The organism is Olegusella sp., assembly GCF_057238325.1.
Genome location: NZ_DBHHGF010000001.1, coordinates 447,408 through 473,627 on the forward strand (window position 1 = coordinate 447,408; position 26,220 = coordinate 473,627).

Annotated in this window: 23 protein-coding genes; 11 read left to right on the top strand and 12 right to left on the bottom strand. The window is 49.8% G+C overall.

The genetic code is table 11. The features are described 5' to 3' along the window. Positions 1 to 26: 26 nt before the first annotated feature. The 4 genes from ACO5JD_RS02095 to aroQ all read left to right on the top strand — a co-directional run bounded on the left by ACO5JD_RS02095 (position 27) and on the right by aroQ (position 3,599). Entirely contained in the window at positions 27 to 1,172 is a 1,146-nt protein-coding gene (locus ACO5JD_RS02095) for a bifunctional chorismate mutase/prephenate dehydratase (protein WP_021625367.1), read from the top strand. Further along, complete coding sequence (locus tag ACO5JD_RS02100; RefSeq protein WP_484987254.1) at positions 1,172 to 1,855, top strand: shikimate dehydrogenase family protein; 684 nt, start codon at positions 1,172 to 1,174, stop codon at positions 1,853 to 1,855. Before ACO5JD_RS02095 ends, ACO5JD_RS02100 begins: the two co-directional genes overlap by 1 nt. Then, positions 1,794 to 2,453 carry a shikimate kinase gene (locus ACO5JD_RS02105; RefSeq protein ID WP_484987256.1) on the top strand — a complete coding sequence of 220 codons (660 nt, stop codon included), beginning with the start codon at positions 1,794 to 1,796 and terminating at the stop codon, positions 2,451 to 2,453. The genes ACO5JD_RS02100 and ACO5JD_RS02105 overlap by 62 nt, the downstream gene beginning before the upstream one ends. A 135-nt stretch (positions 2,454 to 2,588) precedes the next feature. Further along, entirely contained in the window at positions 2,589 to 3,599 is a 1,011-nt protein-coding gene (gene aroQ / locus ACO5JD_RS02110; RefSeq protein WP_484987258.1) for a type II 3-dehydroquinate dehydratase, read from the top strand. 272 nt (positions 3,600 to 3,871) lie between these two features. Here the strand turns inward: aroQ and ACO5JD_RS02115 are convergent, their stop codons facing one another. Next, positions 3,872 to 4,471, bottom strand: coding sequence for a 5-formyltetrahydrofolate cyclo-ligase family protein (locus tag ACO5JD_RS02115; protein WP_021625370.1), 600 nt, complete (start codon positions 4,469 to 4,471; stop codon positions 3,872 to 3,874). Between the two features lie 77 nt (positions 4,472 to 4,548). Between ACO5JD_RS02115 and ACO5JD_RS02120 the strand changes: the two genes are divergently transcribed. After that, positions 4,549 to 5,124, top strand: a complete 576-nt coding sequence (locus tag ACO5JD_RS02120; protein ID WP_021625371.1) for a M48 family metallopeptidase — start codon at positions 4,549 to 4,551, stop codon at positions 5,122 to 5,124. Between the two features lie 30 nt (positions 5,125 to 5,154). Here the strand turns inward: ACO5JD_RS02120 and trpS are convergent, their stop codons facing one another. From trpS to arcA, 5 genes are all read right to left on the bottom strand, one after another. Then, a complete protein-coding gene (gene trpS, locus ACO5JD_RS02125) occupies positions 5,155 to 6,210 on the bottom strand; it encodes a tryptophan--tRNA ligase (protein ID WP_021625372.1) in 1,056 nt (351 codons plus the stop codon). A gap of 107 nt (positions 6,211 to 6,317) precedes the next feature. Next, positions 6,318 to 6,803: a hypothetical protein gene (locus ACO5JD_RS02130; protein WP_021625373.1), complete on the bottom strand. Its 486-nt coding sequence runs from the start codon at positions 6,801 to 6,803 to the stop codon at positions 6,318 to 6,320. A 112-nt stretch (positions 6,804 to 6,915) separates the two neighbouring features. Next, on the bottom strand, positions 6,916 to 8,385 hold the full coding sequence (locus ACO5JD_RS02135) for a YfcC family protein (RefSeq protein ID WP_021625374.1): 1,470 nt from the start codon (positions 8,383 to 8,385) through the stop codon (positions 6,916 to 6,918). A 396-nt stretch (positions 8,386 to 8,781) separates the two neighbouring features. Then, the gene (gene argF, locus ACO5JD_RS02140) at positions 8,782 to 9,774 is read right to left on the bottom strand and encodes an ornithine carbamoyltransferase (RefSeq protein ID WP_021625375.1); all 993 of its coding nucleotides are present in this window, start codon (positions 9,772 to 9,774) and stop codon (positions 8,782 to 8,784) included. Positions 9,775 to 9,868: 94 nt separating this feature from the next. After that, on the bottom strand, positions 9,869 to 11,122 hold the full coding sequence (gene arcA, locus ACO5JD_RS02145) for an arginine deiminase (RefSeq protein ID WP_035438049.1): 1,254 nt from the start codon (positions 11,120 to 11,122) through the stop codon (positions 9,869 to 9,871). 594 nt (positions 11,123 to 11,716) lie between these two features. Here arcA and ppk1 point away from each other — a divergent pair. From ppk1 to ACO5JD_RS02165, 4 genes are all read left to right on the top strand, one after another. Further along, the gene (gene ppk1 / locus ACO5JD_RS02150) at positions 11,717 to 14,155 is read left to right on the top strand and encodes a polyphosphate kinase 1 (protein WP_021625378.1); all 2,439 of its coding nucleotides are present in this window, start codon (positions 11,717 to 11,719) and stop codon (positions 14,153 to 14,155) included. Further along, entirely contained in the window at positions 14,152 to 15,483 is a 1,332-nt protein-coding gene (gene rlmD / locus ACO5JD_RS02155; RefSeq protein WP_021625379.1) for a 23S rRNA (uracil(1939)-C(5))-methyltransferase RlmD, read from the top strand. The genes ppk1 and rlmD overlap by 4 nt, the downstream gene beginning before the upstream one ends. A gap of 567 nt (positions 15,484 to 16,050) precedes the next feature. After that, a complete protein-coding gene (locus tag ACO5JD_RS02160; protein WP_021625381.1) occupies positions 16,051 to 16,488 on the top strand; it encodes a GNAT family N-acetyltransferase in 438 nt (145 codons plus the stop codon). A 60-nt stretch (positions 16,489 to 16,548) separates the two neighbouring features. Beyond that, positions 16,549 to 16,731: an LD-carboxypeptidase gene (locus ACO5JD_RS02165; RefSeq protein WP_021625382.1), complete on the top strand. Its 183-nt coding sequence runs from the start codon at positions 16,549 to 16,551 to the stop codon at positions 16,729 to 16,731. A 233-nt stretch (positions 16,732 to 16,964) separates the two neighbouring features. On the opposite strand, the gene ACO5JD_RS02170 is transcribed toward ACO5JD_RS02165, so the two are convergent. Together ACO5JD_RS02170 and ACO5JD_RS02175 are read right to left on the bottom strand one after the other, a co-directional pair. Next, on the bottom strand, positions 16,965 to 18,695 hold the full coding sequence (locus ACO5JD_RS02170) for a [FeFe] hydrogenase, group A (protein ID WP_021625383.1): 1,731 nt from the start codon (positions 18,693 to 18,695) through the stop codon (positions 16,965 to 16,967). Next, the gene (locus ACO5JD_RS02175; RefSeq protein ID WP_035438052.1) at positions 18,689 to 20,509 is read right to left on the bottom strand and encodes an NAD(P)-binding protein; all 1,821 of its coding nucleotides are present in this window, start codon (positions 20,507 to 20,509) and stop codon (positions 18,689 to 18,691) included. Before ACO5JD_RS02175 ends, ACO5JD_RS02170 begins: the two co-directional genes overlap by 7 nt. A gap of 294 nt (positions 20,510 to 20,803) precedes the next feature. Here ACO5JD_RS02175 and ACO5JD_RS02180 point away from each other — a divergent pair, with 294 nt between their 5' ends. Further along, positions 20,804 to 21,211 (top strand): GNAT family N-acetyltransferase, encoded by a 408-nt coding sequence (locus ACO5JD_RS02180; protein ID WP_021625386.1) that lies wholly within the window; start codon positions 20,804 to 20,806, stop codon positions 21,209 to 21,211. Between the two features lie 229 nt (positions 21,212 to 21,440). After that, positions 21,441 to 22,985 (top strand): flotillin family protein, encoded by a 1,545-nt coding sequence (locus ACO5JD_RS02185; protein ID WP_021625387.1) that lies wholly within the window; start codon positions 21,441 to 21,443, stop codon positions 22,983 to 22,985. 68 nt (positions 22,986 to 23,053) lie between these two features. On the opposite strand, the gene ACO5JD_RS02190 is transcribed toward ACO5JD_RS02185, so the two are convergent. The 4 genes from ACO5JD_RS02190 to ACO5JD_RS02205 all read right to left on the bottom strand — a co-directional run bounded on the left by ACO5JD_RS02190 (position 23,054) and on the right by ACO5JD_RS02205 (position 26,175). Further along, positions 23,054 to 24,070: a P1 family peptidase gene (locus tag ACO5JD_RS02190; protein ID WP_051317752.1), complete on the bottom strand. Its 1,017-nt coding sequence runs from the start codon at positions 24,068 to 24,070 to the stop codon at positions 23,054 to 23,056. A gap of 11 nt (positions 24,071 to 24,081) precedes the next feature. Next, the gene (locus ACO5JD_RS02195; RefSeq protein WP_021625389.1) at positions 24,082 to 24,699 is read right to left on the bottom strand and encodes a Maf family protein; all 618 of its coding nucleotides are present in this window, start codon (positions 24,697 to 24,699) and stop codon (positions 24,082 to 24,084) included. Positions 24,700 to 24,808: 109 nt separating this feature from the next. After that, complete coding sequence (locus ACO5JD_RS02200; protein WP_035438055.1) at positions 24,809 to 24,994, bottom strand: ferredoxin; 186 nt, start codon at positions 24,992 to 24,994, stop codon at positions 24,809 to 24,811. A gap of 146 nt (positions 24,995 to 25,140) precedes the next feature. Beyond that, positions 25,141 to 26,175: a glycosyltransferase family 2 protein gene (locus tag ACO5JD_RS02205; protein WP_484987260.1), complete on the bottom strand. Its 1,035-nt coding sequence runs from the start codon at positions 26,173 to 26,175 to the stop codon at positions 25,141 to 25,143. Positions 26,176 to 26,220: the final 45 nt, after the last annotated feature.

Below are 26,220 nucleotides of genomic sequence, written 5' to 3' on the forward strand. Positions count from 1 at the left end.
GTCTACTGAGAGAAAGCAGAACGATCGTGGCAGATATTTCAGAAATACGTAAGCATATTGACCGTATCGATAATGACATTCTTGAGCTCTTCAAAGAACGCATGGATGTTGCCAATGAGGTCGCGGCTTATAAAGGTGAGCACAAGCTTCCCGTTTTTGACCGCAATCGCGAACACCAAATACTTGTCAATGCTGCAGCCAAGGTGCCCGAGGACCAGCAGGCCTATGTCCAAGTACTGATGTCTTTGCTTATGGAAGCTTCTCGCTCACGTCAAACTAGTTCTTTGGGTCGCAGCAATCAGGTAGTTTCAAACATTAATAAAGCTATCAAAGAGTCTCCTGAGCTTTTCCCTCGCGATGCATTTGTTGCCTGCCAAGGCGTTGAGGGGGCTTATTCGCAAATTGCAACTGACCGCCTGTTCAAGCATGCCAACATCAGCTACTTCGATACCTTTGATGGTGTTTTTCGTGCGGTTGACCAGGGATTTTCTGACTATGGTGTACTGCCCATTGAAAACAGCAGTGCAGGATCGGTGAATGAAGTCTACGACCTTATGATGCAGTATGACTTCCATATCGTACGCACCTGCCGCCTTAAGGTTGATCACAATCTTCTTGCCAAACCAGGCACTAAACTTGAGGATATTCGCGAGATATATAGCCATGAGCAAGCGGTTGCTCAGAGCATGGGCTTCTTGCAATCACTACCTAATGCTCAGGTACATGTGGTTGAGAATACCGCCGTTGCCTCCAAACTGGTTGCTAATTCCGAACGCAGTGATGTTGCTGCTCTTGCATCACGTGCTTGCGCAGAACTTTATGGTTTAGTTCCCCTTGCACAAGCAGTGCAGGATCGCGATGACAACTACACCCGCTTTGCTTGTATCACAAAAAAACTCACAATCTATCCTAGTGCAGACCGCAGTTCTTTGATGCTTGTTGTTGGTAATGAACCTGGCGCTCTTTTCAAAGTGCTTGCTAAGTTTTATGCCCTCGATATCAACATCATTAAACTTGAGAGTCGACCTATTCCAGGCAAGGACTTTGAATTCATGTTTTACTTTGATGTGGATTGTCCCGTAGTGGCTCCTGAATTTACACAGCTCATGTCCACCCTGGGCAATGTCTGCGAAGACATGCGCTATCTCGGAAGTTACAGCGAGGTCATCTGATGGCTGAAGCCTCCGACGCTCGCTTTGGCCTACTTGGTCGCAAACTTGGGCATAGCTGGTCACCTCGCATCCACAAGATGCTAGGTTCGACTCCCTATGCGCTTTTTGAACGCGAGCCAGAAGAGGTTAGAGACTTTATTCGCCATGGCGCATGGCAGGGGCTCAATGTCACCATTCCTTACAAGGTCAATGCTTTTGCACTGGCTGATGAGGTAAGTGAACGTGCACAACGCATAGGAGCCGCCAACACCTTGGTCAAACGTAGTGATGGCGGTATTTTTGCTGATAATAGCGATGTGGGTGGCTTTGCTTGGATGCTCAAACGCTTTTGTGAACGTCACTGGGGCGCGGACGGAGTTCGACTACTTTCTCATTTGCCTGTTGTCGTTCTGGGATCTGGTGGCGCAAGTCAAGCGGTGCAAGCCGCTCTGAAGGAATTTGGAGCCCATGTCAGTGTAATCTCTCGTTATAGTGACGATAACTATGACACGCTTGTCACACGTCATGCAGATGCTGGACTTCTCATCAATACGACGCCTGTAGGTATGTATCCCGACTGTCCAGCAAGTCCTCTTAGCAAGGCGAAACTGGCAAAGCTCAGCCACTTGCGAGGAGTCATTGATGTTGTCTACAACCCTGCACGCACAGGTCTTTGTTTACAAGCAGAACGGCATTCCTTTTGAGTCTGGACTTGCCATGCTTGTTGCTCAGGCAGCTCTTTCATCTGAGCTTTTCTTGAGCACAACGCATTCACTGGAGACCGTTGAAGTGATTGAGCGTGAATTGCGCTGCTCTATGACCAATATCTGCTTAATTGGCATGCCAGGAGTTGGCAAGACAAGTACAGGCAATCTTTTAGCGCGCGAATTACATCGTCCTTTTATTGACCTTGATGCGGCTTTTAGAATAAAAGAAGATACCAGCGCTGCAGACTTTATCAGCGCACATGGCGAAGCTGCTTTTCGCGACGCTGAATCCCAAATACTTGCAGATTATGCAAGCAAGTCGGGTCTTGTTATCTCCTGTGGTGGCGGTGTAGTTGTACGCAAAGACAACTATGATTTGCTTCACCAAAATGGACTTATCGTGATGCTGGATCGCCCTCTTGAACAGCTTTCCACCAGGGGCAGACCCCTCTCACAGTCCAAAGGGCTAGAGCAGCTCGCGGAGGAACGCATGGATCTCTATCGTAGCTGGGCGGATACAATTGTTGCAGGCACTGGCTCTCCTGCAGGTGATGCATGTGCTATTATTGACTTCCTCAAAACCCAAACGACATAGAAATTGATTTGCTCAATTAATTTCTTTTTTTGCCTAAGCAAGCTGCCACTCACCGTTTGAGCTTTGGAAAAGCTATATGTAGAGCAGAATCTTTCCTATACTGAAGTTTCGCAACTTCAAGGAGGATAGAGTCTTATGGCAGCCGAAGCTTCGCCTTCGTCAATCGCAGAATCAGTACTTTCGAGTGTAGGCGGCAAAGAAAATGTCCGCTCTAACTCTTTGTGCATGACGCGACTCAGGCTGCGTATCGTCAATCCTGAAGAAGTTGACGATGAAGAGCTGGAATCCATCCCTGGTGTACTTGGCTTGGCTTCGCGAGGCTCTGATGGTCTTGAGGTGGTTTTTGGACCACGTCTTGTTCGCGATGTTTATAACTCCTTTGTTGGGCTCACTGGCCTTAATCCTGAAGATGCAGATACTGTAGTGGGTACATCTCCTTTAGCATCTAATCTACGTGTGCGTATTAGTCCTTCTCGTCAGCGCTCTTACGAAGCACAATCGCGCGCCAACGATGCCGCTTTATCTGATGGTGTGCATCTTTTGAGTCATGTTAATGCTGATGTTGATGATTTGGCAGGACTCAGCCAACTTTTTGAGCAAGATAAGACGGGCGAAGCAGACGCCATGCAAGAAAAGTCAAACGAAGTAAGCGCTGCTGATGATTCTGAGGATGAGAGTATCCATACTCAAGACTACAGACTTCTTATCATCAACGGACCCAATATCAATATGCTTGGTATTCGCGAACCTGATATTTATGGTCATAGCAGCTACGATGATTTGCTAACCCTTTGCAAGGCTGTAGCGAGTGAAGTTGGCTTTAGTACTTGCTCGTGTTTTCAGTCCAACCATGAGGGCGATATTGTTGACCGCATCCAAGATGCCTATCAGGTTTATGACGGCATCATCATCAATCCAGGGGCTCTGACACACACTTCAATTGCTTTGCTTGATGCCCTGCGTGCGGTTGGTATTCCCACTATTGAGGTGCATATTTCTGAGGTAGACAAGCGTGAAGCCTTTAGGCAGATTTCTTACGTGCGCGACGCATGCTTTGAGTCTATTGTGGGCTTAGGTATCGAGGGTTACGCCAAAGCCATTAGGGATATGGCTGCTCATCTTAATGTCACCGCTTGCAACCTGTAGTCGTCATTTTCTCTATAGTCTATAAGTCATCACGTCCTATACAGCCTCTGCAGACGGTTCAATACCGTCCCAAACCCCCGCAAACGGTTCAAAACCGTACCAAATGGCTCGAGAAACCCCAGATAAAAATTGTCGCGAGGGCGCTTATTGAACCCGATGTAGGTAAAAGGGTGCTTATTGAACCGTCTGCGAAGAGAGCGCAAGCGAAAAGGTGCGTCGTGAACCGCCTGTGGAGCAGAAAAACGTGTTGTAGACCCGCTGCGGAGAAGAAACTAACCGCAGCGCCAAATAGCATTTTCGGTGATGAGGTAGTCAACAGCGATTGTTTTGTCTTCATGTGGCAAAGGGTTACTTGAGACCTGCATCGAGCGGACAAGAGCGAGCTTGTGACCAGGATAGAAGGTAAGAAACTCATCGAGTTTATCGTCATCTTCGCCGACGCGGTAACCTTGGCCATCAAACACCAGCCCAGGTACGATACAGAGCGACTCTACAAGCTCGCTACAGCTGAAGCCCAACGTATCACCTTCGGCACGGCAGCTAGATGCCTCGGGAATCGTACGTTCTGTAACGTCAAGCTCTACTTCAGCAAAGATCTCAATACAGTCGGCAACACCATTGCAATCCAAGCAAAGTCCCACACGCTTACCAGCAGCAAAAGCTCGCGTGGCTAGGGCTGTCATAGAGATACCGCCTTGGTCACCTACAGGTAGCAACACTACCTGCGCACGAGTCCACAAATCAAGTTTGCTTAACAACTCAAGTGCGCCTTCATTGTCTGTGGTACTGCTGATAACAGGAGTCGGTAATGCACGCAGATAACTTGCTTCAAGTGCAGTCTTACTTGCATCTGCTCCATTTGAGCTTGCCATGCATTTCCCCTCTACTGCGCTACAGTGTAAGTCTAAAAATCATAGCAAAAGCTTTCACATACGTTGGAGATAAACTCATGCCACGTTCTTATACACCTAAGTATTCGCATAAGACCTTTGATGGTATCGATGTGCTCATCGTAAGCGGAGAAGTAAAAAAATTCAACCTTCGAATACGACCTGATGCCAGCGTACGTCTTTCTGTACCGTCAAGCGTACGCCCAGCTCAAGTTGATGCTTTTATTCTCGACCATCTAGATTGGATTAAAAATACTGTACTCAAAACGAAACAAAAGACTTCTGCAAACAAACCTAGCAAAGAAGAAATCGCTCGCGATAAGGAAATACTCTCGCGGCTCTTACCTGCTCTTTTTGCAAAATACGAGCCTATACTTAAGGTACAGTGTACTGACTGGCGCACCCGTTATATGATCAGCCGCTGGGGATCTTGCAACGTAGGAAGCGGCAAAATCACCATAAACACCGAGCTTGCACATCTGCCCAAATTCTGTCTTGAATCTGTTGTAGTGCATGAACTTTGTCATCTAAGGATACGCTCACACAATAGCGAATTTTATGCACTGATGGAAAGTGTCTATCCAAAATGGCGGGAGGCGCGTATTTATCTCAACACGCATCCACCCCGCCGTTAAAAAAGCAAAATACCGCCACACAAGCTGGATTTAGTAAACCATACCCATCGCCTCTTGCACCTCGGCAAGCGTGGCCTGAGCGACCTCGTTGGCGCGTCTATTGCCATCGTGTAATACATCTTTGATGTAATCAAGGTCCTGCTCATACTCACGACGCTTCTCACGAATTGGTGCAAAATAGCCGTTAACCGCCTCGGTAACGTAACGTTTAAGCGCGCCGCCGCCACCCATACCAATCTCTTCTGCAATCTCCTTGGGATCGCGGCCTGTGCAAATGCCTGCTGTGGTAAGCAGAGCAGAGACACCAGGACGATTCTCAGGATCAAAGGTAATATTGCGATCGGAGTCAGTCTTGGACTTCTTGATAAGCTTTGCGGTTTCTTCTGCCGTCATGCACAAAGAAATCGCATTGCCATAAGACTTGCTCATCTTGCGACCATCTAGACCAGGAAGCAAGGGGGTAGAGGTAAGCAGACCCGAGACCTCAGGAAACACATTACAGTGATAACGGTCGTTAAAACGACGAGCAATTTTACTTGTTACCTCAATATGAGGCAGCTGATCACGACCAACAGGAACGATATTGCCCTTGCAGAACAAAATATCGCAGGCTTGGTGCACGGGATAAGTCAAAAGCAAACCTGTAAGCGCATGTCCACTGGCTTCCTGCTCGGCTTTAACCGTAGGGTTACGTTCAAGCTCGGCCTCAGAAACTAAGGAGAGAAAAGGCAGCATCAGCTGATTGGCTGCAGGCACTGCTGAGTGGGTAAAAATCATGGTCTTTGCAGGATCAATGCCACAAGCAAGATAATCCATCACCATGTTGTAGACATTATCCTGGATATGCTCAGTATTGTCGCGATCGGTAATGACCTGATAGTCCGCAATAATGACATTGGACTTAACGCCCATATTTTGTAAGCGTACCCGCTCAATCAGAGTGCCAAAATAATGACCCATATGCAGACGACCCGTAGGACGATCGCCAGTAAGCATGGTATACGCTTCGGTTTTGCCATCGGCAAGATCTGCCTGAATTTGGTTGCTACGCCTCAGCGCTGCTTCATAACTTCCCTCGTTGGGCATCAAAGCCTCCTCTAATCTCGTTAACGCTCTCTATCATAGGCTATACATCCCAGCGGCTGGATAGTCAAAAACGTAATGCTTGGACAAAAGCTTTGACCAAAAGGTCTTTAGTCATCAAACTCCGCAGCTTCCTCACGCAAGACAAGAATCGCCGCAATTGCATGAGCTGCCCCTAGCAAAAGGGTAAAGAGTGCATCAACAAATCCAATAAGCGCAAAGATATGAAAGAGCTCGGCTGAACCCACAGGTTTAAGCGTAGTGCCAAAAGCCGCTGAATAAAACGAACTTACAAACACATAATCAAGAGCAAGACAAACAAAGGCAAAGGCACCAGATGCAACGCCTTTCCCCAAAGACGGATGATAATCTATGCGCGCTCGAGAGCGGTATCGCAACTCCCCCACTACACCCAAAGCAAGCTGTACTAAAGCAACAAGCAAAACAATGTTGCCAATACTTGCAGACTTACCTGAAACTACCGCAAAGCTGTCAGGATGCATAACGGTCACGAGCGTAGCAATAACAGAAATCGCACCAGCGGCTAAAGCGACACGCGACGAAACCTTGGTTAGGTCTTGAGATTGAGGAAACATAAAGATTTATCCATTCAAAGTATGAGAACTAGCCAACGCTCAAGATTGTGACATAAGAGAAGGACTCCTGAAACCAGGAGTCCTTCTTGTCTAACAATTGTTGCGTAAAAACTTATGCAGGAATCACTGTCATAGCGATAGCAAGAATAATCACGCAAACCACGGACAGAATGCCGACAAGCTTGATGGCAAACTTGAACCAAGTGGAGTACTCAACACGAGCAAGAGCAAGGCCACCCATGATTGCTGCAGAGGTCGGGGTAATCAGGTTGACAACACCGGAAGCAGCGGAGAAGACCATGATCATGACTGCAGGGTTGAATCCAAGATTGGCGGCCAAGGGCCCCATGATGGGCATGGAAACGCCAGCCATACCAGAAGTCGAAGGAATCAGGAAGGAAAGCAGGAAGTAAAGCAGGTAGCTGCCGATAGCCAAGACAGGACCAGAGGTGCCCTCCAGTGCTGCAGAAGCATTGTTCAAAACATAGTTGGAGAGGTTGGTTGCGTTCATGATCATGGTGACGCCGCGAGCAACAGCAATGATCAAGACAACGGACATCATTTCGCCAGCACCGGACATAAAGGTGTCCACAATCTCGTGCTCAGAGAAGCCATAGACAACACCAATGACGATGGCCATGAGAAGGAACCAAGTGGTGGACTCTGCAAAGTACCACTCACCCAAAGGAAGGTCGGTCAGGAAGCCAGACCAAGATTCAAAGAAAGTAATACCGAAGCTGCCCCAAGGTACAAAGCCGAGGATCATGATAAGGAAGGAGATAGCAAAAATCCAAAGAACTGCCTTCTGCTTGCCAGTAAGCTGCGTATCGCCAACCTCAGCAATGTTGTTACCGTAAGCTTCGCGAGCAGCCTCGAGCTCAGCGTCAGACATGATGGTTGCGGAAGGATCCTTGCGAACCTTCTTGGCATACTGGACAACGATGAAAGAAGAAACTGCCCAAGTAGCAATGAGGAGGATAAGACCGAGCGCAATGGTAATACTTTGATCAACAGCAATACCAACACTCTCAGCGCTGAGTGCGTCAACAGCTGCACCCACTGCGAAGGGGTTGACGGTGGAGCCGAGGCAACCAACACCAGCACCCAAAAGAATCATCATGACACCAGTCATGGGGTCAAAGCCTGCAGCCATCATGGTTGCAGCAAGCAGGATGTAGAAACCGACGGTCTCCTCGCAGAAGCCATAGGTAGAACCCAGTACAGCAAAGAGAAGCATCAAGAGAGGGATAAGAATAAGCTCCTTGCCATGCATCTTTTTAACAAGGTTGGTAATACCAACGTTAAGTGCGTTGGTCTTGTTAACGATGCCGAGGAAGCCGCCCAGCACCATAACAAAGAGACAGACGGACATAGCATCGCCGAAACCATTAACGGATGCCATGGTGAACGTGCCGAGAGAAGCACCCGTGACAAGCTCCTTTGCGCCATCTTCGGTCAAAGCGCCGGTAGCCTGGCCATTGAGCAGCCATGAGATTGCCACAACAGCAATCATGAGGATGTAAATGATACTAAACGAAGTTAGCATCTCCCTCTTCTTCTTTGGCTTAGTTGCCTCAGCCATTCCAACTCCTTTCCTTGCGCCCGCAGGCGCTCCAACAAAACTTGTGCAAATCACACACCAGAACGTGTGTAATGTTAGCGAAACTAAGATATCACAACTCCATCACAATGGTGAGCGTAGGCAATTTGTCGGTGAAAATATTCGATTATCTATTTTGGATAACTTCAGCCGCACTCACCGAATTTGAGCATGAATAACCTGCATGTTTTAGAAGAATAAACATAAAAAGAGTTCCCATCCTTATGTTTTATTCAACTAAAATTTGCAATATTTTGAGAATACAAAAGTCGCCGTAAAAAAATTGTTACTTGACAAAATAGAAAAATTATAGTAGCAACAAAAACCTCCTTGGATTCAAAATCCAAGGAGGTGCATTGCTTTATATAGAGCAAGAACTTACTTCAGGGTTGCGTACATAACAGCCTTGATGGTGTGCATACGGTTCTCTGCCTCGTCAAAGACACGAGACTGACGGCCCTCGAAGACCTCGTCAGTAACCTCCATCTCGGTGATACCAAACTCCTCGGCAACCTCCTTGCCATGGGTGGTGTTGGTGTCGTGGAAGGAAGGCAGGCAGTGCTCAAAGATAGCGTTGGGGTTAGCCTCAGCCATGAGCTCCTTGGTAACACGGTAAGGAGTCAGAAGCTTGATGCGCTCACCAAACAGGTCATAGGACTCGCCCATGGAAACCCAAATGTCGGTGTAGAGGCAATCGCAGTTCTTGGCGCCCTCGTGGGGATCCTCGGTCAGAACAATCTCGCAGCCGTTCTCAGCAGCAATCTCGCGGCAGGTAGCAACAAGATCAGCATCCGGCATACGCTCCTCAGGACCGCAAGCGCAGAAGTTGATGCCGAGTTTGGCGCAAACAACCATCAGGGAGTTAGCAACATTGTTGCGAGCATCACCAAAGAAGGTGAGCTTCTTGCCGCGGATGTCACCAAACTCTTCCTTCATGGTGAGGATGTCAGCGAGCATCTGGGTGGGGTGGAACTTATCGGTCAGACCATTCCAGGTAGGAACGCCAGACTTCTCTGCAATCTCCTCAACCTGATCCTGAGCAAAGCCGCGGTACTCAATACCATCAAACATACGGCCGAGAACACGGGCGGTGTCCTCAGTGGACTCTTTGTGGCCCATCTGAGAGCTGTTAGGATCCAGATAAGTAACGCCCATGCCAAGGTCATAAGCGCCAACCTCAAATGCGCAACGGGTGCGAGTAGAGGTCTTCTGGAAAATAAGAACGATGTTCTTGCCCTCAAGGTAACGGTGAGGGATGCCAGCGCGCTTCATGTTCTTGAACTGAGCAGCCAGATCAAGAAGGTAGTTGATCTCAGCAGGGGTGTAGTCAAGCAGCTTAAGGAAATTGCGGCCGGACAAAGAAATGGCCATAATTCGTTCCTTTCATAAAAATTTTTCTATATCTGACCTACAAGCCAAAGGGCAGGTAAGACCTGCCCTTTGGGTATTACTTTTTAAGCGCCGCCTACACGAGGTCCTCACGCCAGAAGGGCATGGACATGCAACGGGGGCCGCCACGGCCGCGGGAAAGCTCTGCGGAGGGAACAACGAGGAGGTCGAGACCTTCCTTGTACAGAACATCGTTGGTAACGGTGTTGCGCTGGTAAACGCAAATCTTGCCAGGTGCAACTGCGAGGGTGTTGGAACCATCGTTCCACTGCTCACGAGCTGCTGCGACGGGATCGCCGCCACCGCACTTGATGAGCTGGACGGTATCCAGACCCATAGCCTTTGCCAGAACGTGCTCGAGGGTGTCGTTCATTTCCTCGATAGCAATCTCGCCCTCAGAAGCGCCCTTGGTGAGCTTGAAGACCTGCAGGGTACCCATGATGCCTGGGTGAATGGTGAACTTGTCAACATCAATCTGGGTAAAGACGGTGTCAAGGTGCATGAAGGCACGAGACACGGGGATGTTGAATGCGTAGATGGTGTCAATCTCGCACTGGTCTGCCTTCTCCCAGAACATGTGCTGTGCCAAAGCGTCAATGGCGGCAGCCTGCGTACGCTGAGAGATACCGATTGCCAAGGTGTGAGCGTTGATGTTGAGAACATCGCCACCCTCGGTGTGGTAAGCAGAATCGCGACGATACCACAGGGGAGACTCTTTGTACTCAGGGTGATCGCGGAAGATGTACTTACCATACAAAGTCTCGCGATTACGAGTGACAGAGTACATGTGGTTGAGGTTAACGCCGTGACCAACAATTGCAAAGGGGTCACGAGTAAAGTAGGTGTTGGGCATGGGGTCAATCAGGAGATCAGACTCGCTGTCCTGATCTGCACCAACGAGGTCAGCAAGCAGGTTGCTGGAACGAGTCGGAAGCTCGAGCTCGTTCTTACGAATACCAGCGATGGACTTCTCTACGAAGGCCTGGGTATCCTCAATGGAATCCATGAACTCCTTGACAACTGCACGGGTGTGCCTGCCACGAAGACCAGACTCGTCGAGCCACTGGTTGGTGAACTCCTCACGAGTGCCTGCTGCATCAAGAGCCTCAGCAACGAGCTTCTCGAGGTACAAAACCTCAGCGCCCTGCTCACGCAGAATCTCTGCAAAGCGATCGTGCTCCTCCTGAGCTACCTCGAGGAAAGGCACGTCGTCAAAAAGCAGACGACCGAGCTCGTCGGGCGGCAGGTTGAGCAGTTCCTCGCCAGGACGGTGGAGCAGTACCTTTTTGAGGGCACCAATCTCGCTGTGGACGTTAAGTCCCTTAGGCATGATTCCTCCCACTCCTTTGTGCCAGTCTTCTGGCACAACTTGAATAGAAACATCACATCGGCATCGCAGTTTTATATCTAAAGTCGCAAGCCGCTGCATTACAATTCCTAACTATATCCAATAGTTTTTAATTTCGATAGCTATAAATTTGTTCACGGGGGAACGGTATTATTTTTTCGTTGAGCGGTTATTTGTGACAAATTTAGATGGTTATATTCACAATTCTTCCCTGATTACCTGCATAAAGTCACCATTATTTCTTGATTATTTCATTTGGGCTGCTTTTTATTTGGCTTTTCTTCTAGAATTTGAGAGAGTGATGTAACAGTCATGTAATATACAGTTTATTTACTAAATATAGATTTTTATTCTTATTTTAGAGAATGCATTTGACATATAAACATCTCTAAAAAAACTTTTTCTAAAGCAAATTTTTAGCCAAATTTCCAACAAATTTTAAAATGCTTCGCTGACGTACTCCACTGACAAAAAACAGTACCCCCGCGGCATTTTATATTGCTCGAACACAGCCAGCTAACTCAAGCAGCTGATAAAATAAAGTCTATTGAGTAAGTGAGAAATGGGGGCTCGTTTATGGCGGACAAAGTTACAGCCACACAAGGCAAAAATCCTGAAAAGTCGGCAAAGACTACAAAGGAAACTGCTACCCCGAAGAATTCTTCTCAAAAGGATAAAATCCAATCACCAAAACATGACTTTTCGTATACGCAAAACCGCGAGATCAGCTGGCTACGCTTTGATGACCGTGTGCTTGACGAAGCGTTAGATGAAACTGTCCCTCTTTTTGAACGACTGAAATTCGTATCCATCTTTGGCTCGAACCTTGATGAGTGGTTTATGATTCGCATCGGTGGTCTTTCTGATTTGAATCTACTCAAACATCAGCCTACAGATAACAAATCCAACCAAACTCCCGCCGAACAGCTTCGAGCCATCTTTACAGTACTTCCCAGTTACATTGAAAAGCAAGAAAAGGCACTGGAGACTATTGAGTCACAACTTTCTCATCGCGGTCTTGAACGTGCGAGCTGTGAAACCATGAACGATGCTGACAAGGTTGTTGCCTCCAAATATTTTGACACACATATTGCACCTATCATCTCGCCGCAAATTGTCGATCCTCGCCATCCCTTCCCCAATCTACGCAATATGCAGCTTTATGTGACCTGCTCACTCAATGGACCTGATGAGTCGGGAATGCTGGGCATTATTGAAGTGCCCGCGTCACTCCCCCGTGTGATTCCCCTACCAAGCACGCAAGAAGTATGGCGTTACACCCTCATCGAAGATGTAATTCGTACTCGCCTAGATGGACTCTTTGGCAATTACCTACCAACTGCTTCTGCGGTCATTCGTCTAACACGCAATGCCGATATCGATCCTGATGGCGAAGGTGTCGGTGAAGAAGAAGACTATCGTCAGCACATGAAACGCGTGCTCAAGCTACGCCAGCGTTTGCAACCAGTGCGCTTGCAAGTCCAGGGACAACTTCCCAAAGATTTGGAGAAATTTATCCTCAGCGAGACAGAACTGCCCCGCAAGCGCGTCTTCCGCGTTAATATGCCTCTAGATTTAGGCTATATCTTCTCGCTTGAGTTGCACCTACCTGTAGATTCGCGAGCGACGCTACTGTATAATCCCTTCTCGCCTCAGCCTTCCTCAATGGTTGATATGTCAAAACCCATTCGTCCACAGGTTGAAGCTAACGATATCCTGCTCTTTTATCCTTATGAGTCAATGGATCCGCTGCTACAACTTATCCATGAAGCGTCATCAGATGATGACTGTATCCAGATTAAAATTACGCTTTACCGCGTAGCCAAACTCTCTAAGCTGTGCGAATCTTTGATTGCGGCATCCGAAAATAACAAAGATGTCACCGTGTTAATGGAGCTGCGCGCGCGTTTTGACGAGGCAAACAATATTGCTTGGGCAGAACGCCTTGAAGATGCGGGTTGCACCGTAATTTACGGTCAAGAAGGTTTTAAGGTGCACTCTAAGATTTGCCAGATTACCTACCACCAACAGGGTGAAATAAAGCGAATCACCTGCCTTGGTACAGGCAATTTCAATGAGAAGACAGCGGGTCTGTACTCCGACTTTATGCTACTTACAGCACATGAGGGCATTGGTGAAGATGGCAATGTATTTTTCCGCAACCTTTCGTTAGGTAATCTGCATGGAAGTTACCGCTATCTTGGCGTGGCACCTACCCGTCTCAAGCCTTTGGTGATGAGTGGCCTTGATCGCGAGATTCATCGCGCCAAAAGTGGTCATGAAGCAGCAGTTCTCATGAAGATGAACTCGCTAACTGACCGTGATGTCATTGATAAGATTTCGGAAGCCTGCGAAGCGGGTGTTCAAGTGACGCTCATCGTCCGTGGTATTTGCTGTATCAAAGCAGGCGTCCCAGGCAAAACAGATGGATTGGTCGTGCGCCAGATTGTAGGGCGCTTCCTTGAACATGCCCGTGTCTACGCCTTTGGATCCGAGATGGATACCATCTATCTCTCCTCTGCCGACATGATGACACGCAATACCGAACGTCGCGTTGAGATTGCCTATCCTGTGCTTGATCCACGCTGTCGTCAGATGGTCAAAGAATACATGGATCTCCAGCTTGCCGATAACACCAAGGCTCGCCAGCTCACCTCAGATGGCATCTGGCAAAAGATTGAACTGGGTGAAGGTGAGTTACTCGTTAACTCTCAGGAAAGACTATGCGCACTTGCCAGTGAACGCGCCCGAGCGTCAGCTGATGCTCAGGCCACGGCCAAACGTCATCGCATTCAGAGCGCCGATGGTAAAGGTCCTTCTGTGGGAGAGACTACTCGTATATCTTCCCCTACATCTGAACCCAAAGTACAGGATGCCAACACTGCCAATATGAGTAGCAAAACGGACGAAAATGAGATAATCGCCGAGAAACCTGAGATCCCACGCGGGCGCATGAGCCAAGCGTTCCACTTGATTGGTGAAGGCATTGCCACCTTGTTTGGCTTGAGGAGATGACATATTTAGTGCTCACACTGCAAATAGAGCGTATGGCCTATGGAGCTGACGCAATCGCTCACACTCCAGAAGGAAAGACCATTTTTGTTGCCGGGGCTGTTCCTGGTGATATTGCTGAGGTTGAAATCGTACAAGATGGCTCAAGCTTTTCAAAAGGCAGAGTCAAGCATATTGTCGAGCCATCTAAAAAACGCGTCGCTCCTATCTGTCCTTATGCAAGTATATGTGGCGGTTGCCCTTGGGGGGTTCTTGCAAAAGATGCCCAACTTGAAGCAAAGCGCTCTTCTGTTGTGGATGCACTCGTTCGCATCGGACACTTTGAGATGGCAACAGCTGAGTCCTTGGTTGCAAACTGCGAGCGTCCTTCTGCCGACTGGGGATATCGCAACAAAGTGGAACTCGCCGTAAGCCGACAAAAAGGTCGTCTTGTTATAGGCATGCATGCAATAGATGGGTCAGTCATCAAAGTCGATTCGTGCCCACTTTTGCAAGACAAGCATGCAAAACTTGTCAAAGCAGTATCAGGCGCCTTGGGCTATCTCGGTAGTACCAATGAACTTGGCCTCGAACGAGTTGGTATTCGTGTAGCACTGCATACTAAAGATATTGAAATTGCACTCTGGGGAGAACCAGGTGCTTTTCCCCGCGCTCAAGTTGCAAAAGTCCTCGGTGACGCCACGCATGCAAGCTCTGTTGTACGGGTACTCACCAAAGGACCAAAAAAAGCGCGCCGCGTCACTGGTGTAGAAGTGCTTTCTGGTAAGGGTCATTGGACCGAGCGTATTGCAGGTCAGCGTATGGCTCTTTCTGCTCCTTCATTTTTTCAGGTTAATACCTTAGGAGCAGAACGCTTGATTGAGCTGGTACTTGCAGGACTTGATCCTCAGCCAGACGAAGAGGCAATGGATCTGTACTGCGGTGCGGGCACCTTTACCCTACCCCTTGCAAAGCGATGCGAATTTGTCTCTGCTGTAGAAGCATCTGGGCCTGCTGTTCGTGATCTCCGTCGTAATCTTGATAATGCACAGTTACAAAACGTTGATGTTATTGGCGGAGATGCTGGTCGAGAGTTTCCTGATAGCGATGCAAACTTGATTGTTGTTGATCCACCACGTGCTGGGCTTGCTGAGGATGTGGTAAAGCAGCTCTCAGAACAGCGCGCCCGTCGCATTGCGTATGTAAGCTGCGATCCAGCAACGCTTGCACGTGACCTTGCACGTTTCCGCGCACTAGGTAACTACCAGCCGCTGCACATTACCCCTGTTGACCTCTTCCCCCAGACTTACCACGTCGAGACGGTTTGCTTATTGTCAAGACAGACTGCCTAGAAGCCCAAAAGCCCTTAAAACATTGCGCGTCTACAGGCTGCAATGCAAATGAAAGGGCAACTATTCATACTGTAGCTATGGCATATATGCTCAGAATAAAAACTAGAAAGTAAAAGAGACGTGTTGCGGTGCGGAGCTACAACATAAGAAAAGGGTGCACGATTCATCAGCTCCATCCCAGGTAAAAATTACCGCAAGGGTGCCTTTTGAACCCCCCGTCTTCCATTTATTGCAGACGGTTCAAAACCGTACCAAACGGCTCAAGAAAGTGCAGGTAAATTTTCTTCCAAGGGTGCCTATTGAACCCGATGTGGGCAAAAGGGTGCATCGTGAACCGCCTGCGGGTAAAAAGGGCACATTGTGAACCGTTACAGCGCGGAGCTACAACATCCGAAAGGGTTCACGATTGATTGGTTAAGCGTATAAAGTCAGCTTAATCTGCGAGAAAGCGTTTACAATATATCATTATTTATAAGCCTAGCTACATATACCCCTTTATTGAACAAACCTTTTTCTTTATGTGTCAAATCTGGTCTAACAAAGAGATTGGAATTTGAGGAATTACGAATGGAGATAAGAGAATATACAACTTATCGTGAAAACGAAATATTGGCGCTTTATAAGGCTGTGGGATGGACAGCATATACAGAAAATCCCACCGCTCTTCGAAATGGTTTTGCACATTCTTTGCTGGTCTTAGCTGCCTATGAAAGCGATGAGTTACTCGGCATCATCAGGGCTGTCGGAGACGGCTTTACGATTGTGTTTATCCAAGATATTTTGGTTTTCCCTGAAAAACAACGACAAGGAATCGGCTCAGCATTAGTCAAAGCGGTGCTTAGTCGCTATAGCAATGTACGCCAAATAGCACTGGCAACAGATAGCACTGAAAAGACCATCGCCTTCTATCAGTCAATGGGATTTCATAAGCTTTCAGAATTGGGTTGCTGTGGATTTATGAAATGCATTCAAGTTAGTCCAATTACTAAAAAGGACAGAGCATGATAAAAACAGTAACGATCGTGAGCCTTTCAAGCGGAGTAATTGGGAAATCGTTTGTAAAGCATGAATTGTGCGATCGGCGGTGACGATACTTATCACCTGCTTCCCTATCTCTTTGAACATAACGAATTGGAATCCGCTGCCTCTGATAAAGTTTTTCTTGGCTTCTCAGACACAACAATGGTTCACCTTCGCGCAAGCAAGACAAAAAGCGCAATGGCACAAAGAGAGGATGAACGGTTATGACAATCAGAGGTATTGCTGTCGCTCCCTCCAACTTCGGTTCAGCCCTTCCCAGTTTCACTGGTACTATGGCCTCTGCTGACTCCTCGCCGTTCGTTGTTACTACTGTTGGGCGGTCTGTCGCCGTTGCCCTTCTTTAGGGTCGGCCGACCTTTGCAATCTATTTCCGCTTCGCCGACGAGGACCCCGTGGCAAGGCATGGGGTCCTCCGCTAGCTAGCGATTATGAGACGCTCTCTACTCCTCGCCAGGCATGATCCAAGCATGCTGATTCGTATGGAGAAGCTCCTCGGCGCGCTTGGAGAGTGGCTCGCCTAGGTACTCCGCGTATACGGTCGTAATCGCAGGGTTCTCATAGGAATTGCGATACTTAGCGACGCGATCGAGACCATAAAGCACGTCACCCAGAAGCCTCTGACGCTCCTGACCGTCGTGAATAGGCTGACCGCCGCCACCAACACAGCCGCCGGGACAGGCCATAACCTCGACGAAGTCGTAGGACACGGAACCCGCGAGAATCGCCTCGCAGAGACGCCCGGCGTTGGCGAGGCCGCTTACCACAGCGACGCGCAACGGCGTTCCAGCAAGGTTGTAGGTAGCCTCCTTCCACCCGTCAAGGCCACGAACGTCCTTGAAGACGTCGGTCTCGGGAGCGCTGCCTGTAACGAGGAAGGACGCAGTGCGCAATGCGGCCTCCATGACGCCACCCGTGGCACCGAAGATGATGCCAGCGCCCGTACCCTCGCCGAGCGGCTCATCGAAAGGCTCATCCTCAAGCCTGCGCGGGTCGATGTGCTCTGAGCGAATCATGCGGTCGACTTCACGAACCGTGAGAACCACGTCCACGTCAGGATCACCGCATGCGTCGTTCATCGTGGGCAGCGCACACTCGGACTTCTTGGCCACGCAGGGCATGATGGAAATCGAGAAGATCTTGTGCGGATCGACGCCGAGTTTCTCGGCGTAGTAACTCTTGATGATTGCACCGAACATCTGCTGCGGCGACTTGGACGTCGATACATCATCGACGAGCTCAGGATAGTGTGACTTGACATAGCGTACCCAGCCTGGACAGCAGCTCGTGAACATGGGATGGTCGTGCGGACCTTCCTTGAGGCGCTCGAGCAGTTCTGTGCCCTCTTCCATGATAGTAAGGTCGGCGGAGAAGTCGGTATTGATGATATAGTCAAAGCCCATCGGTCTGAGACAGGCAACGAGGCGCTCGACAGTGGCCTCCTTGTTTGACATGCCCCAGTGGTCGCCCCAGGCGGTGCGCACGGAGGGTGCAATCTGAACGATGGTGGTGATGTCGGGGTCTTCCAGTGCCTCCCAGACGCGGTCGGTGTCATCGCGTTCACGTAGTGCACCCGTAGGACAGTGCGTGATGCACTGACCGCAGAGTGCACAGGCGACAGAGTCGATTGGCAGGCCGCCGATAACATTGACCGAGGTGTGAGCCGCTCGATTGGCGAGATCCCACACGTGGCAGTCTTGCACCCTGTCGCAGATCTGTATGCAGCGCAAGCAGTTGATGCACTTGTCGTTGTTACGGATGAGGGGGAAGTTCTGGTCCCACTCAATGTCGGGTAGATGCTTCTCATAGGGAAGCCCCACGAGACCGAGGTCGTTGGCAAACGACTGCAGTGAGCAGTTACCGGAACGAACGCAACTCGTACACTCGGAGTCGTGCTGCGAGAGGAGCAGCTCAGTGTTGACCTTGCGAGCCTGACGGACCTTAGGAGTATCAGTATGAACGACCATGCCGTCGAGTGCGCAGTTGTTGCACGAGGCAACGAGCTGGTCGATACCTTCGACTTCAACCACACAGACACGGCAGGCACCTATCTCGTTAACGTCCTTGAGGTAGCAGAGCGTGGGTATCTCGATGCCCGCCTCATGCGCAGCGTCAAGAATGGTAGTGCGCTCGGGCACGCGAATCTCACGGCCATCTATGGTGACGGTTACCATTGCGTGAACCTCCCTCCGCGGAACGCGCCAAAGCCGAAGTGGTCGCAGCGCAGGCACCTAGAGGCCTCCTGCACAGCCTCTTCGGACGTGAACCCATCCTCGATTTCATCGAAATCGTCCTTGCGTTCCACAGCCTCGCGGAACTTGAGCTCGCAGCGGGCACAGCTGACCTTGCCCTTAAACTGAACATCGGGAATCTCGACGTTGGCTTCGATGCGATGGTCGAAGCCAAGGTAATGGTCGATGTTGGCTGCAGCAACCTTGCCAGCGTTGATGGCACGGATGACCGTGGCGGGGCCTGTCTGGCAGTCACCGCCCGAGAAGACGCCCTCGAAGCCTTCGATGCTACCGAGGGAGTCGGTTACAATCTTACCCCTGTTGGTGACCACACCCTGAGCAGCAAAGGCGTCTGAGTCGATCTTCTGACCGATGGCAACGATAACGCGCTCGCAGGGGACACAGACCTCGTCGGCCTGCGCATTGCGCGGCGCGGGACGACCCCACTTGGGACCGCCAATGATCTGAGGCTGCACGACGAGACCAGAGACGCGGTTGTCATCAGTGGCGATACGCAGAGGCGCATGCAGCTCAAGGAGCTCGCAGCCCTCTTCCTTGGCACCCACAATCTCCTCGTCCTGTGCCGTCATATCGGCAACGCGACGACGGTAGACGATGGTGACCTTCTCGGCACCGCAGCGGACGGCAGAGCGTGCGCAGTCCATGGCAACATTGCCACCTCCCACGACGCACACGCGCTTGCCCGTAAAATCGGGAAGTTCATCATCGCCGATGGAACGCAGCATTTGCACGGCGGAGATGACGCCTTCGGCGTCCTCACCCTCAAGTCCGAGCTTGTTATCGCTGTGAGCGCCGATCGCGATATACACAGCATCGTAGTCGCGCCTGAGCGACTCAAGGTCAGTGACAGGAGTGTCCAGGTGCACCTTGATGCCCTGATCGACCAGCCACTGAATCTCGGAGTCGAGGCGCTCGCGCGGCAGGCGGTATGCTGGAATGCCGTAACGCAGCATGCCGCCAAGCTTGCGGCGGGCCTCGAAGATTGTGGGCTTGTGCCCCATGAGAGCTAGGTAGTAGGCGGCAGAGAGACCCGCAGGGCCGCCGCCGATAACGGCCACGCGCTTGCCCGTGGGGTCGGCGTGGCTAGGCGTGTAGTCACTTTCCATATGGTCGGTCGCGAAGCGCTTGATGCCGCGGATGTTCATGGGATCGTCAACCATGCCGCGACGGCAGTACATCTCGCAAGGATGCTCGCAGACGAGGCCGCAAACGAGGGGCAGTGGGTTGTCCTTGCGGATGAGGCGCACGGCGTCGGTGTTGCGACCAGCCTCGACCAAGGCAATGTAGCCAGGGATGTCGACGCCTGCTGGGCAGCCCGACACACAGGGGACACGCTGGCTCTGGACAAAGCCGCAGGCCTTGTGAGCAATGTGGTACTCAAAGTCATCGCGGAAGCCGCGAATGGCTGTGAGCGCCATCTCGCCAGCCTCGTACCCGATGGCGCAATCGCTCGACAGATAGATAGTGCGGGCAGTTCTCTCGATGAGCTCGAGCGTATGCTCGTCTCCCCTACCGGCAAGGACGTCCTCCATGAGCTCCTTGAGGACACCAAGACCGACACGACAGGGAGTGCACTTGCCGCAGCTCTGGATAGCGCACATGCCGACAAAGGCCGCAGTAAACTCCACAGGACATGGTGCAAGCGAACTCACAGCGAGTCGCTTGCCTACCGCCTCATGGAGACCATCCATGACGACCTGAGCCTGGCTGCGCTCCATGACATGAAGCCTAGCCATTCGATTATCCTCTCCCAGAGGGTTGCAGCCCGCAGACGCAGGTTCCTCTCCCCTCCCGCGAGCCCTTGCATATAATCTTAAGGGATAAAACGTGGGTCATATATACACAAAACGTAGAATTTGGGTAAATGTCGGTCACCGACCGGACGTGGAACCAAAACTTGGGAGATAGCATGTGACGCGTCTGGAGAGACCTATGACTACTGTGGATTTATGAAATGCATTCAAGTTAGTCCAATTACTAAAAAGGACAGAGCATGATAAAAACAGTAACGATCGCTTGTCCAAGTCAATATGGTGCATCACAAAGCGCGACCCGACCTTTTTAAAGGTCCTACAACCAAATATTCAAAGCGTCAACTTGAAAGCATGCTGGATGACTTAGAAAATCCCATCTTTGTTGCAGTAAATGATAAAGACATTGTGCTTGGCTACGCTTTCTGTCAAACAGAGCAAGCAATGAACGACCCTCTTAGAACCGCCGTCAAGACCTTGTATCTAGATGACTTGTGTGTAGATGAACTTTGTCGCGGACAGCATGTAGGCAGAGCACTCTACCAGCAAGTCTTAGATTTTGCCAAAACTCATGGTTACTACAATGTCACCCTTCATGTATGGGCAGGCAACACTCAAGCAGAGCAATTTTATGCAGCGCAGGGCATGACTACTCAGTACCGCTGTCTTGAACAAATTGTCGGCTAGGTTCTATAGATGGTTCATCCTTCGAAATTCTGCAGATTTTTTCCTGCGAGTTTATTGCCGTCTACCTCGAAGCTTGAACCATTTGCAAATGGCGAAACCTGAACCATTTGCAAATAGTAAAAAATGCGTAACGCAAAAATGTAACAGGTATCATTGCTTCAAACACGGGATATGCACTCAAGATTTACGTGTACACTTGACAGCATTCCGTACCTAGAAGGAGGAGTTCATGGAGCTATTACAGGTCATTCTCATCGGAGCATTGGTTGTGCTGCTGATAGTCATCCTGGCAACAGGATATGTTAAAGCACCACCCGATCAGGTGTATATCATCTCGGGTTTTGGCAAACAGCCGCGTTACCTTACCGGTAAATCGAGTGTACGTATCCCCTACCTACAGCGTGTTGACCGCCTGTCGCTCAAAATGCTCTCGGTAGACGTAAAAACCACAAAAACCATCCCTACACTCGATTACATCAACATCATGGTTGATTCTGTCGCAGTTGTAAAAATCGCAAATGAACCTGATGCTATCTCACGCGCCGCAGAAAACTTCCTCAATCGCGATTCCGACTATATCAACGAAATGGTTGTGAACGTACTTGAAGGTAATTTACGCGAGATTATCGGTGGCATGCGTCTTGTCGAGATCATGAACGACCGTAAAGCTTTTGCGGCGAAGGTTCAGGAAAACGCCAGTGCCGACATGCAACGTATGGGTCTTGAAATCGTTTCGTTCAATATTCAAAACATTGATGATGCGGGGCTCGGTGTCATTGAAAATCTAGGTATTGCCAACACCGTTGCTATCCAGCAAAATGCGCAAATTTCCAAGGCCAATGCCGAAAAAGAGATTGCTGTTGCCCGCGCCGAGGCTAACAAAGTTGCAAATGATGCCCGTATTGCATCCGAAACCGCAATTGCAGAGCAAAACAATGCTCTTGCACTTAAGCAAGCTGCTCTTAAGACCGAAGCTGACACTGCAGCCGCCAAGGCAGACGCAGCCATGGGCATTGAGGCACAAAAGCAGCAGAAAGAAATCAATACCGAGCAAGTTAATGCTGAAATTGCAAAAGCTGACCGTGAAGCAGAGCTCAAGGCAAAGGAAGTCACCGTCAGAGAGCAAGAGCTTGATGCAACCGTCAAAAAGCAAGCCGATGCAGATCGTTATGCTGTAGAGCAGCGTGCACAAGCAGATCTTGCACAACAACAGCGTCAGGCGGAAGCTGAACTCTATACTGCTCAAAAGAAGGCCGAGCAGATTAAAGCACAGGCACAGGCAGATGCCGAAGCAACACGTATGCGTGGCCTTGCAGAAGCAGATGCGGTACGTGCCAAGGGCGAGGCAGAGGCAGAGGCGGCCAAGGCAAAGGGCATCGCTGAGGCAGAAGCCATGGATAAAAAAGCAGAGGCTTTGCGCAAGTATGGCCAAGCAGCACTTGCCCAGCAAATTATCGGACTTCTTCCCGACATTATTGCTGCTGCATCCAAACCTATCGAGGGTATCGATGCTATCAATATCTACTCCACAGTAGGCAACACAGACAGTGAGGGGTCACCAGCAGCAGGCGTAACAAGTATCGCTCCCCAATCTATCAAGGCTGCCTTTGATATGGTGCAGTCTGTCACAGGTGTAGACCTTGCGGATGTCATGCGTGCTGATACCTATGATGCCAAGGTCAATCGCAATATTTCTCTTGATGCAAACTCTGCGGCTACGGTAGCTGAGGTTGCCAAGAAAGCTTCCAATACATCAGAAAAGCAATCAAGCTAGTAGTGCGACAGGCCTTTTGGTCTTTACTTATAAACAGGTATCTTCACTGCGGTGCGGATACCTGTTTTTTATAAAGATGGGTTTTGCGACAGATTTTGTCTTAACTCAGCTGCAGAGATAACTCCATAGGCACTCTGAGCGCTACGAACACCATCGACAATGGCATGTGCGATGGCCTGCGCAGAAAGTATACCTACCATATCAACAGGAGCTTCTGCCTCACCGGTTGCCATCACAAAGATAGTGTCACCGTCATTGGTGGTGTGCGTAGGCTTGATAGCATGAGCATAGCCGTCGGCTGCCATCTGTGCCACTTTTGTTGCCTCAGCTTTACTAAGACGTGCATTTGTGACAACACAGCTAATAGTGGTATTAGTGCGCGGGACACCATGCGAGCGAGCAAAATCTGACTCACGCTGCATCTGAAGTACCAGCTCGACAGTCGAAGCAAGCCCTGTCCCATCCTCGTTAAGCACACCGGCAATCGGCTTATGAGTATCAGGGTCCCAAATATCTCCTGCAGCATTAACTGCCGAAACCGCTCCGCAAATGAGCTCTCCTGCCCGCTCTACCGCCTCCCCTAGTCCAGACTTCATACTACGAGTAGGGCCAGCTACTTTACCAATCGTACATCCCGTACCTGCACCCACATTTCCCCGTTCAAGTGGCTCTTCTGCATGCTCAAAAGCAGCACGAACAGCAGCAGCACCTTCTGCGACACCAGGACGTACATCAGAGCGCCCACAGGCTAGATCAAAAAGACAAGCAGAGCTCACTATGGGTACAACACCCACTCCAACATTGACACCGATTCTGCGGTGCTCTAGCTCTTCTGCGACACCACAACTTGCCGCGAGGCCATATGCAGAGCCACCAGAGAGCACCACAGCATCCAAGGTCTGAACCGTCTCTTCAGGCCGCAACAAATCAGTCTCTCGTGTAGCAGGAGCTCCTCCTCGCACATCAACACCACCCGTAGCACCTGCAGGGCACACGATAACCGTACATCCTGTCCCTGCCTCAGCAAGCGTTGCATGACCAGCATAGATACCGGGAATTTGAGTGATGGAACTAATCTGCTGCACGAGACTTCCTCCTAAAACCAATAACAAGAAACGTTATCAATATTTGAGTGGATGCGATCGAGCTCGCGGATAAGATGGGCTATTGGCAGGCCAACTACGTTATAAAAATCACCACAAATGCCGCTCACCAACCTGCGTCCACGACCTTGAATGCCATAAGCGCCAGCCTTATCAAAAGGCTCACCCGTGGAAATATACCATTCTATTTCCTCATCGCTCAACTCATAAAAGCCAACCGAAGTTGTCTCATCAAAGGTGGTCTCAGAGATACATCCTGCCATAGGATTGCCATCAATCAAGATGCAAACACCTGTAGTCACCAAGTGCTTGCGACCAGACAGCAAATGCAGCATTTGACGAGCCTCGTCAGCGTCTTTCGGCTTTCCCAATACTAGGCCATCATCAGTCCAGACGATAGTATCAGCAGCTATGAGAGTTTCCCCTTGAGCCAGCTGAGGGTTGTCATTGTGTGCAGCCCAAGCTTTTGCTCTGGCGAGACGACGTACGTATGAGACAGGGTCTTCTCCTGGAGCACGCGTTTCATCTGTCCAGGCGGGATGTGTCTCAAATTGGAACCCCTCGGCCTGCAGTAGTTCTGCTCGACGGGGTGATGCTGAAGCGAGTATCACGATATATCCCCTTCCCTATCTTCGTCCAAACCCTATAACAAAGGCCGACCCCCAAAGGAGCCGGCCTCTACGCTGGACAATCTGAGATTGCAGATTGGGCTAACAATCACTACTCGACAGTGATGGCCTCAACAGGGCAATCCTCAGCAGCCTGCTTTGCGTCATCCTCGACGTCAGCAGAAACCTCGTCAACGATGACATGGGCAAGACCGTCGTCGCCAACTTCGAATACGTCGGGGCAAGTACCCTCGCACATGCCGCAGCCGATGCAATCCTCGGAAACAGATGCCTTCATGATAAATCCTCTCACTTTCGCGCTTGAACCCCTTATCCAAGCGTTACTACATTTTTACACGTTTGTACGCGTAAGGCTAGTAGTCTTTGTACGCACTCACGTGACTGGTCGAGATACTACCAGCAAGATGAAGACTACGCTAGAGCTTAATTAAACTTAACCAGCTTTTGCGCTGCGCGATAGAGTCCAACAGAAACCTTTTTGCCCATATCACCAGGCAGATTCATTGATTCACCAATAAGACCGTGGCGACAACGTACATACATGCGATGGTCATATTGGCGCAGCTCCTCCCACAACTCATCGAGATTCTTTTGAGCATCAGGCTTTTCAGAAAGCTTGGAGAAAATCGAGCTGACACCCATCATGAGTTGGAAATATCCCAGCATATAGCTACGCAACTCTACTGGCTCAACATCATCATAGAGATGATAGGCATACATCATGATGCGAGTAATACGTAGCTGCTGATCAATCCTGCCAATCATAACTTTCTCACTAACAGATTGGTCATCACGACCAATGAAGTAGCGATAGAGGTCAACATCAAGGTAATAAAGCGTCTTGCAGCGAGGCAAGGGTACATAAGCATAGATGTTGTCCACATAAAAGGTATGAGCGGGCATAGGTATGCCACCATCACGCAGAATATCTGTGCGATAGCACAAAGAGTGCATCAACAGATTCTGGGACATATTAAAGTGGCCAATCTTGTCCCAAGTAAAAATCTTTCCACGAGGCACTGCACGATGGTAGTCGATAACAATCTGCTTGCCATCCTCAACGTGCTCATAGACGTAATTGCTAATAACGAGGTCTACACGAGTATCAAACTCAATGAAATGACGAAGCTTGGCAAGCAGAGCCTGCAAGGCGTCGCCATCCAGCCAGTCGTCAGAGTCGACGACCTTGTAATACACGCCCGTTGCATTGCTCAAACCCTTAAGAACAGCAATACCATGGCCGCCGTTTTCTTGGTGAACAGCTTTTACAAGATTGGGATAATGGCGCTCCCAATCCTGAGCCTTGGCGAAGGTATCATCTTTGGTCGAACCGTCATCAACAATGATGACCTCAACGTCATCGGCATATCCAGAGCCTTCGAGGATTGAACTGATGCAGTGATCCATGTACTCGGAGGAGTTGTAACACGGAATGCCAAAACTGATGGTCTTTTGCATGCAATAAAACCTATTCTCGCTAATAAAAGGCCCTATTTGAGGGCC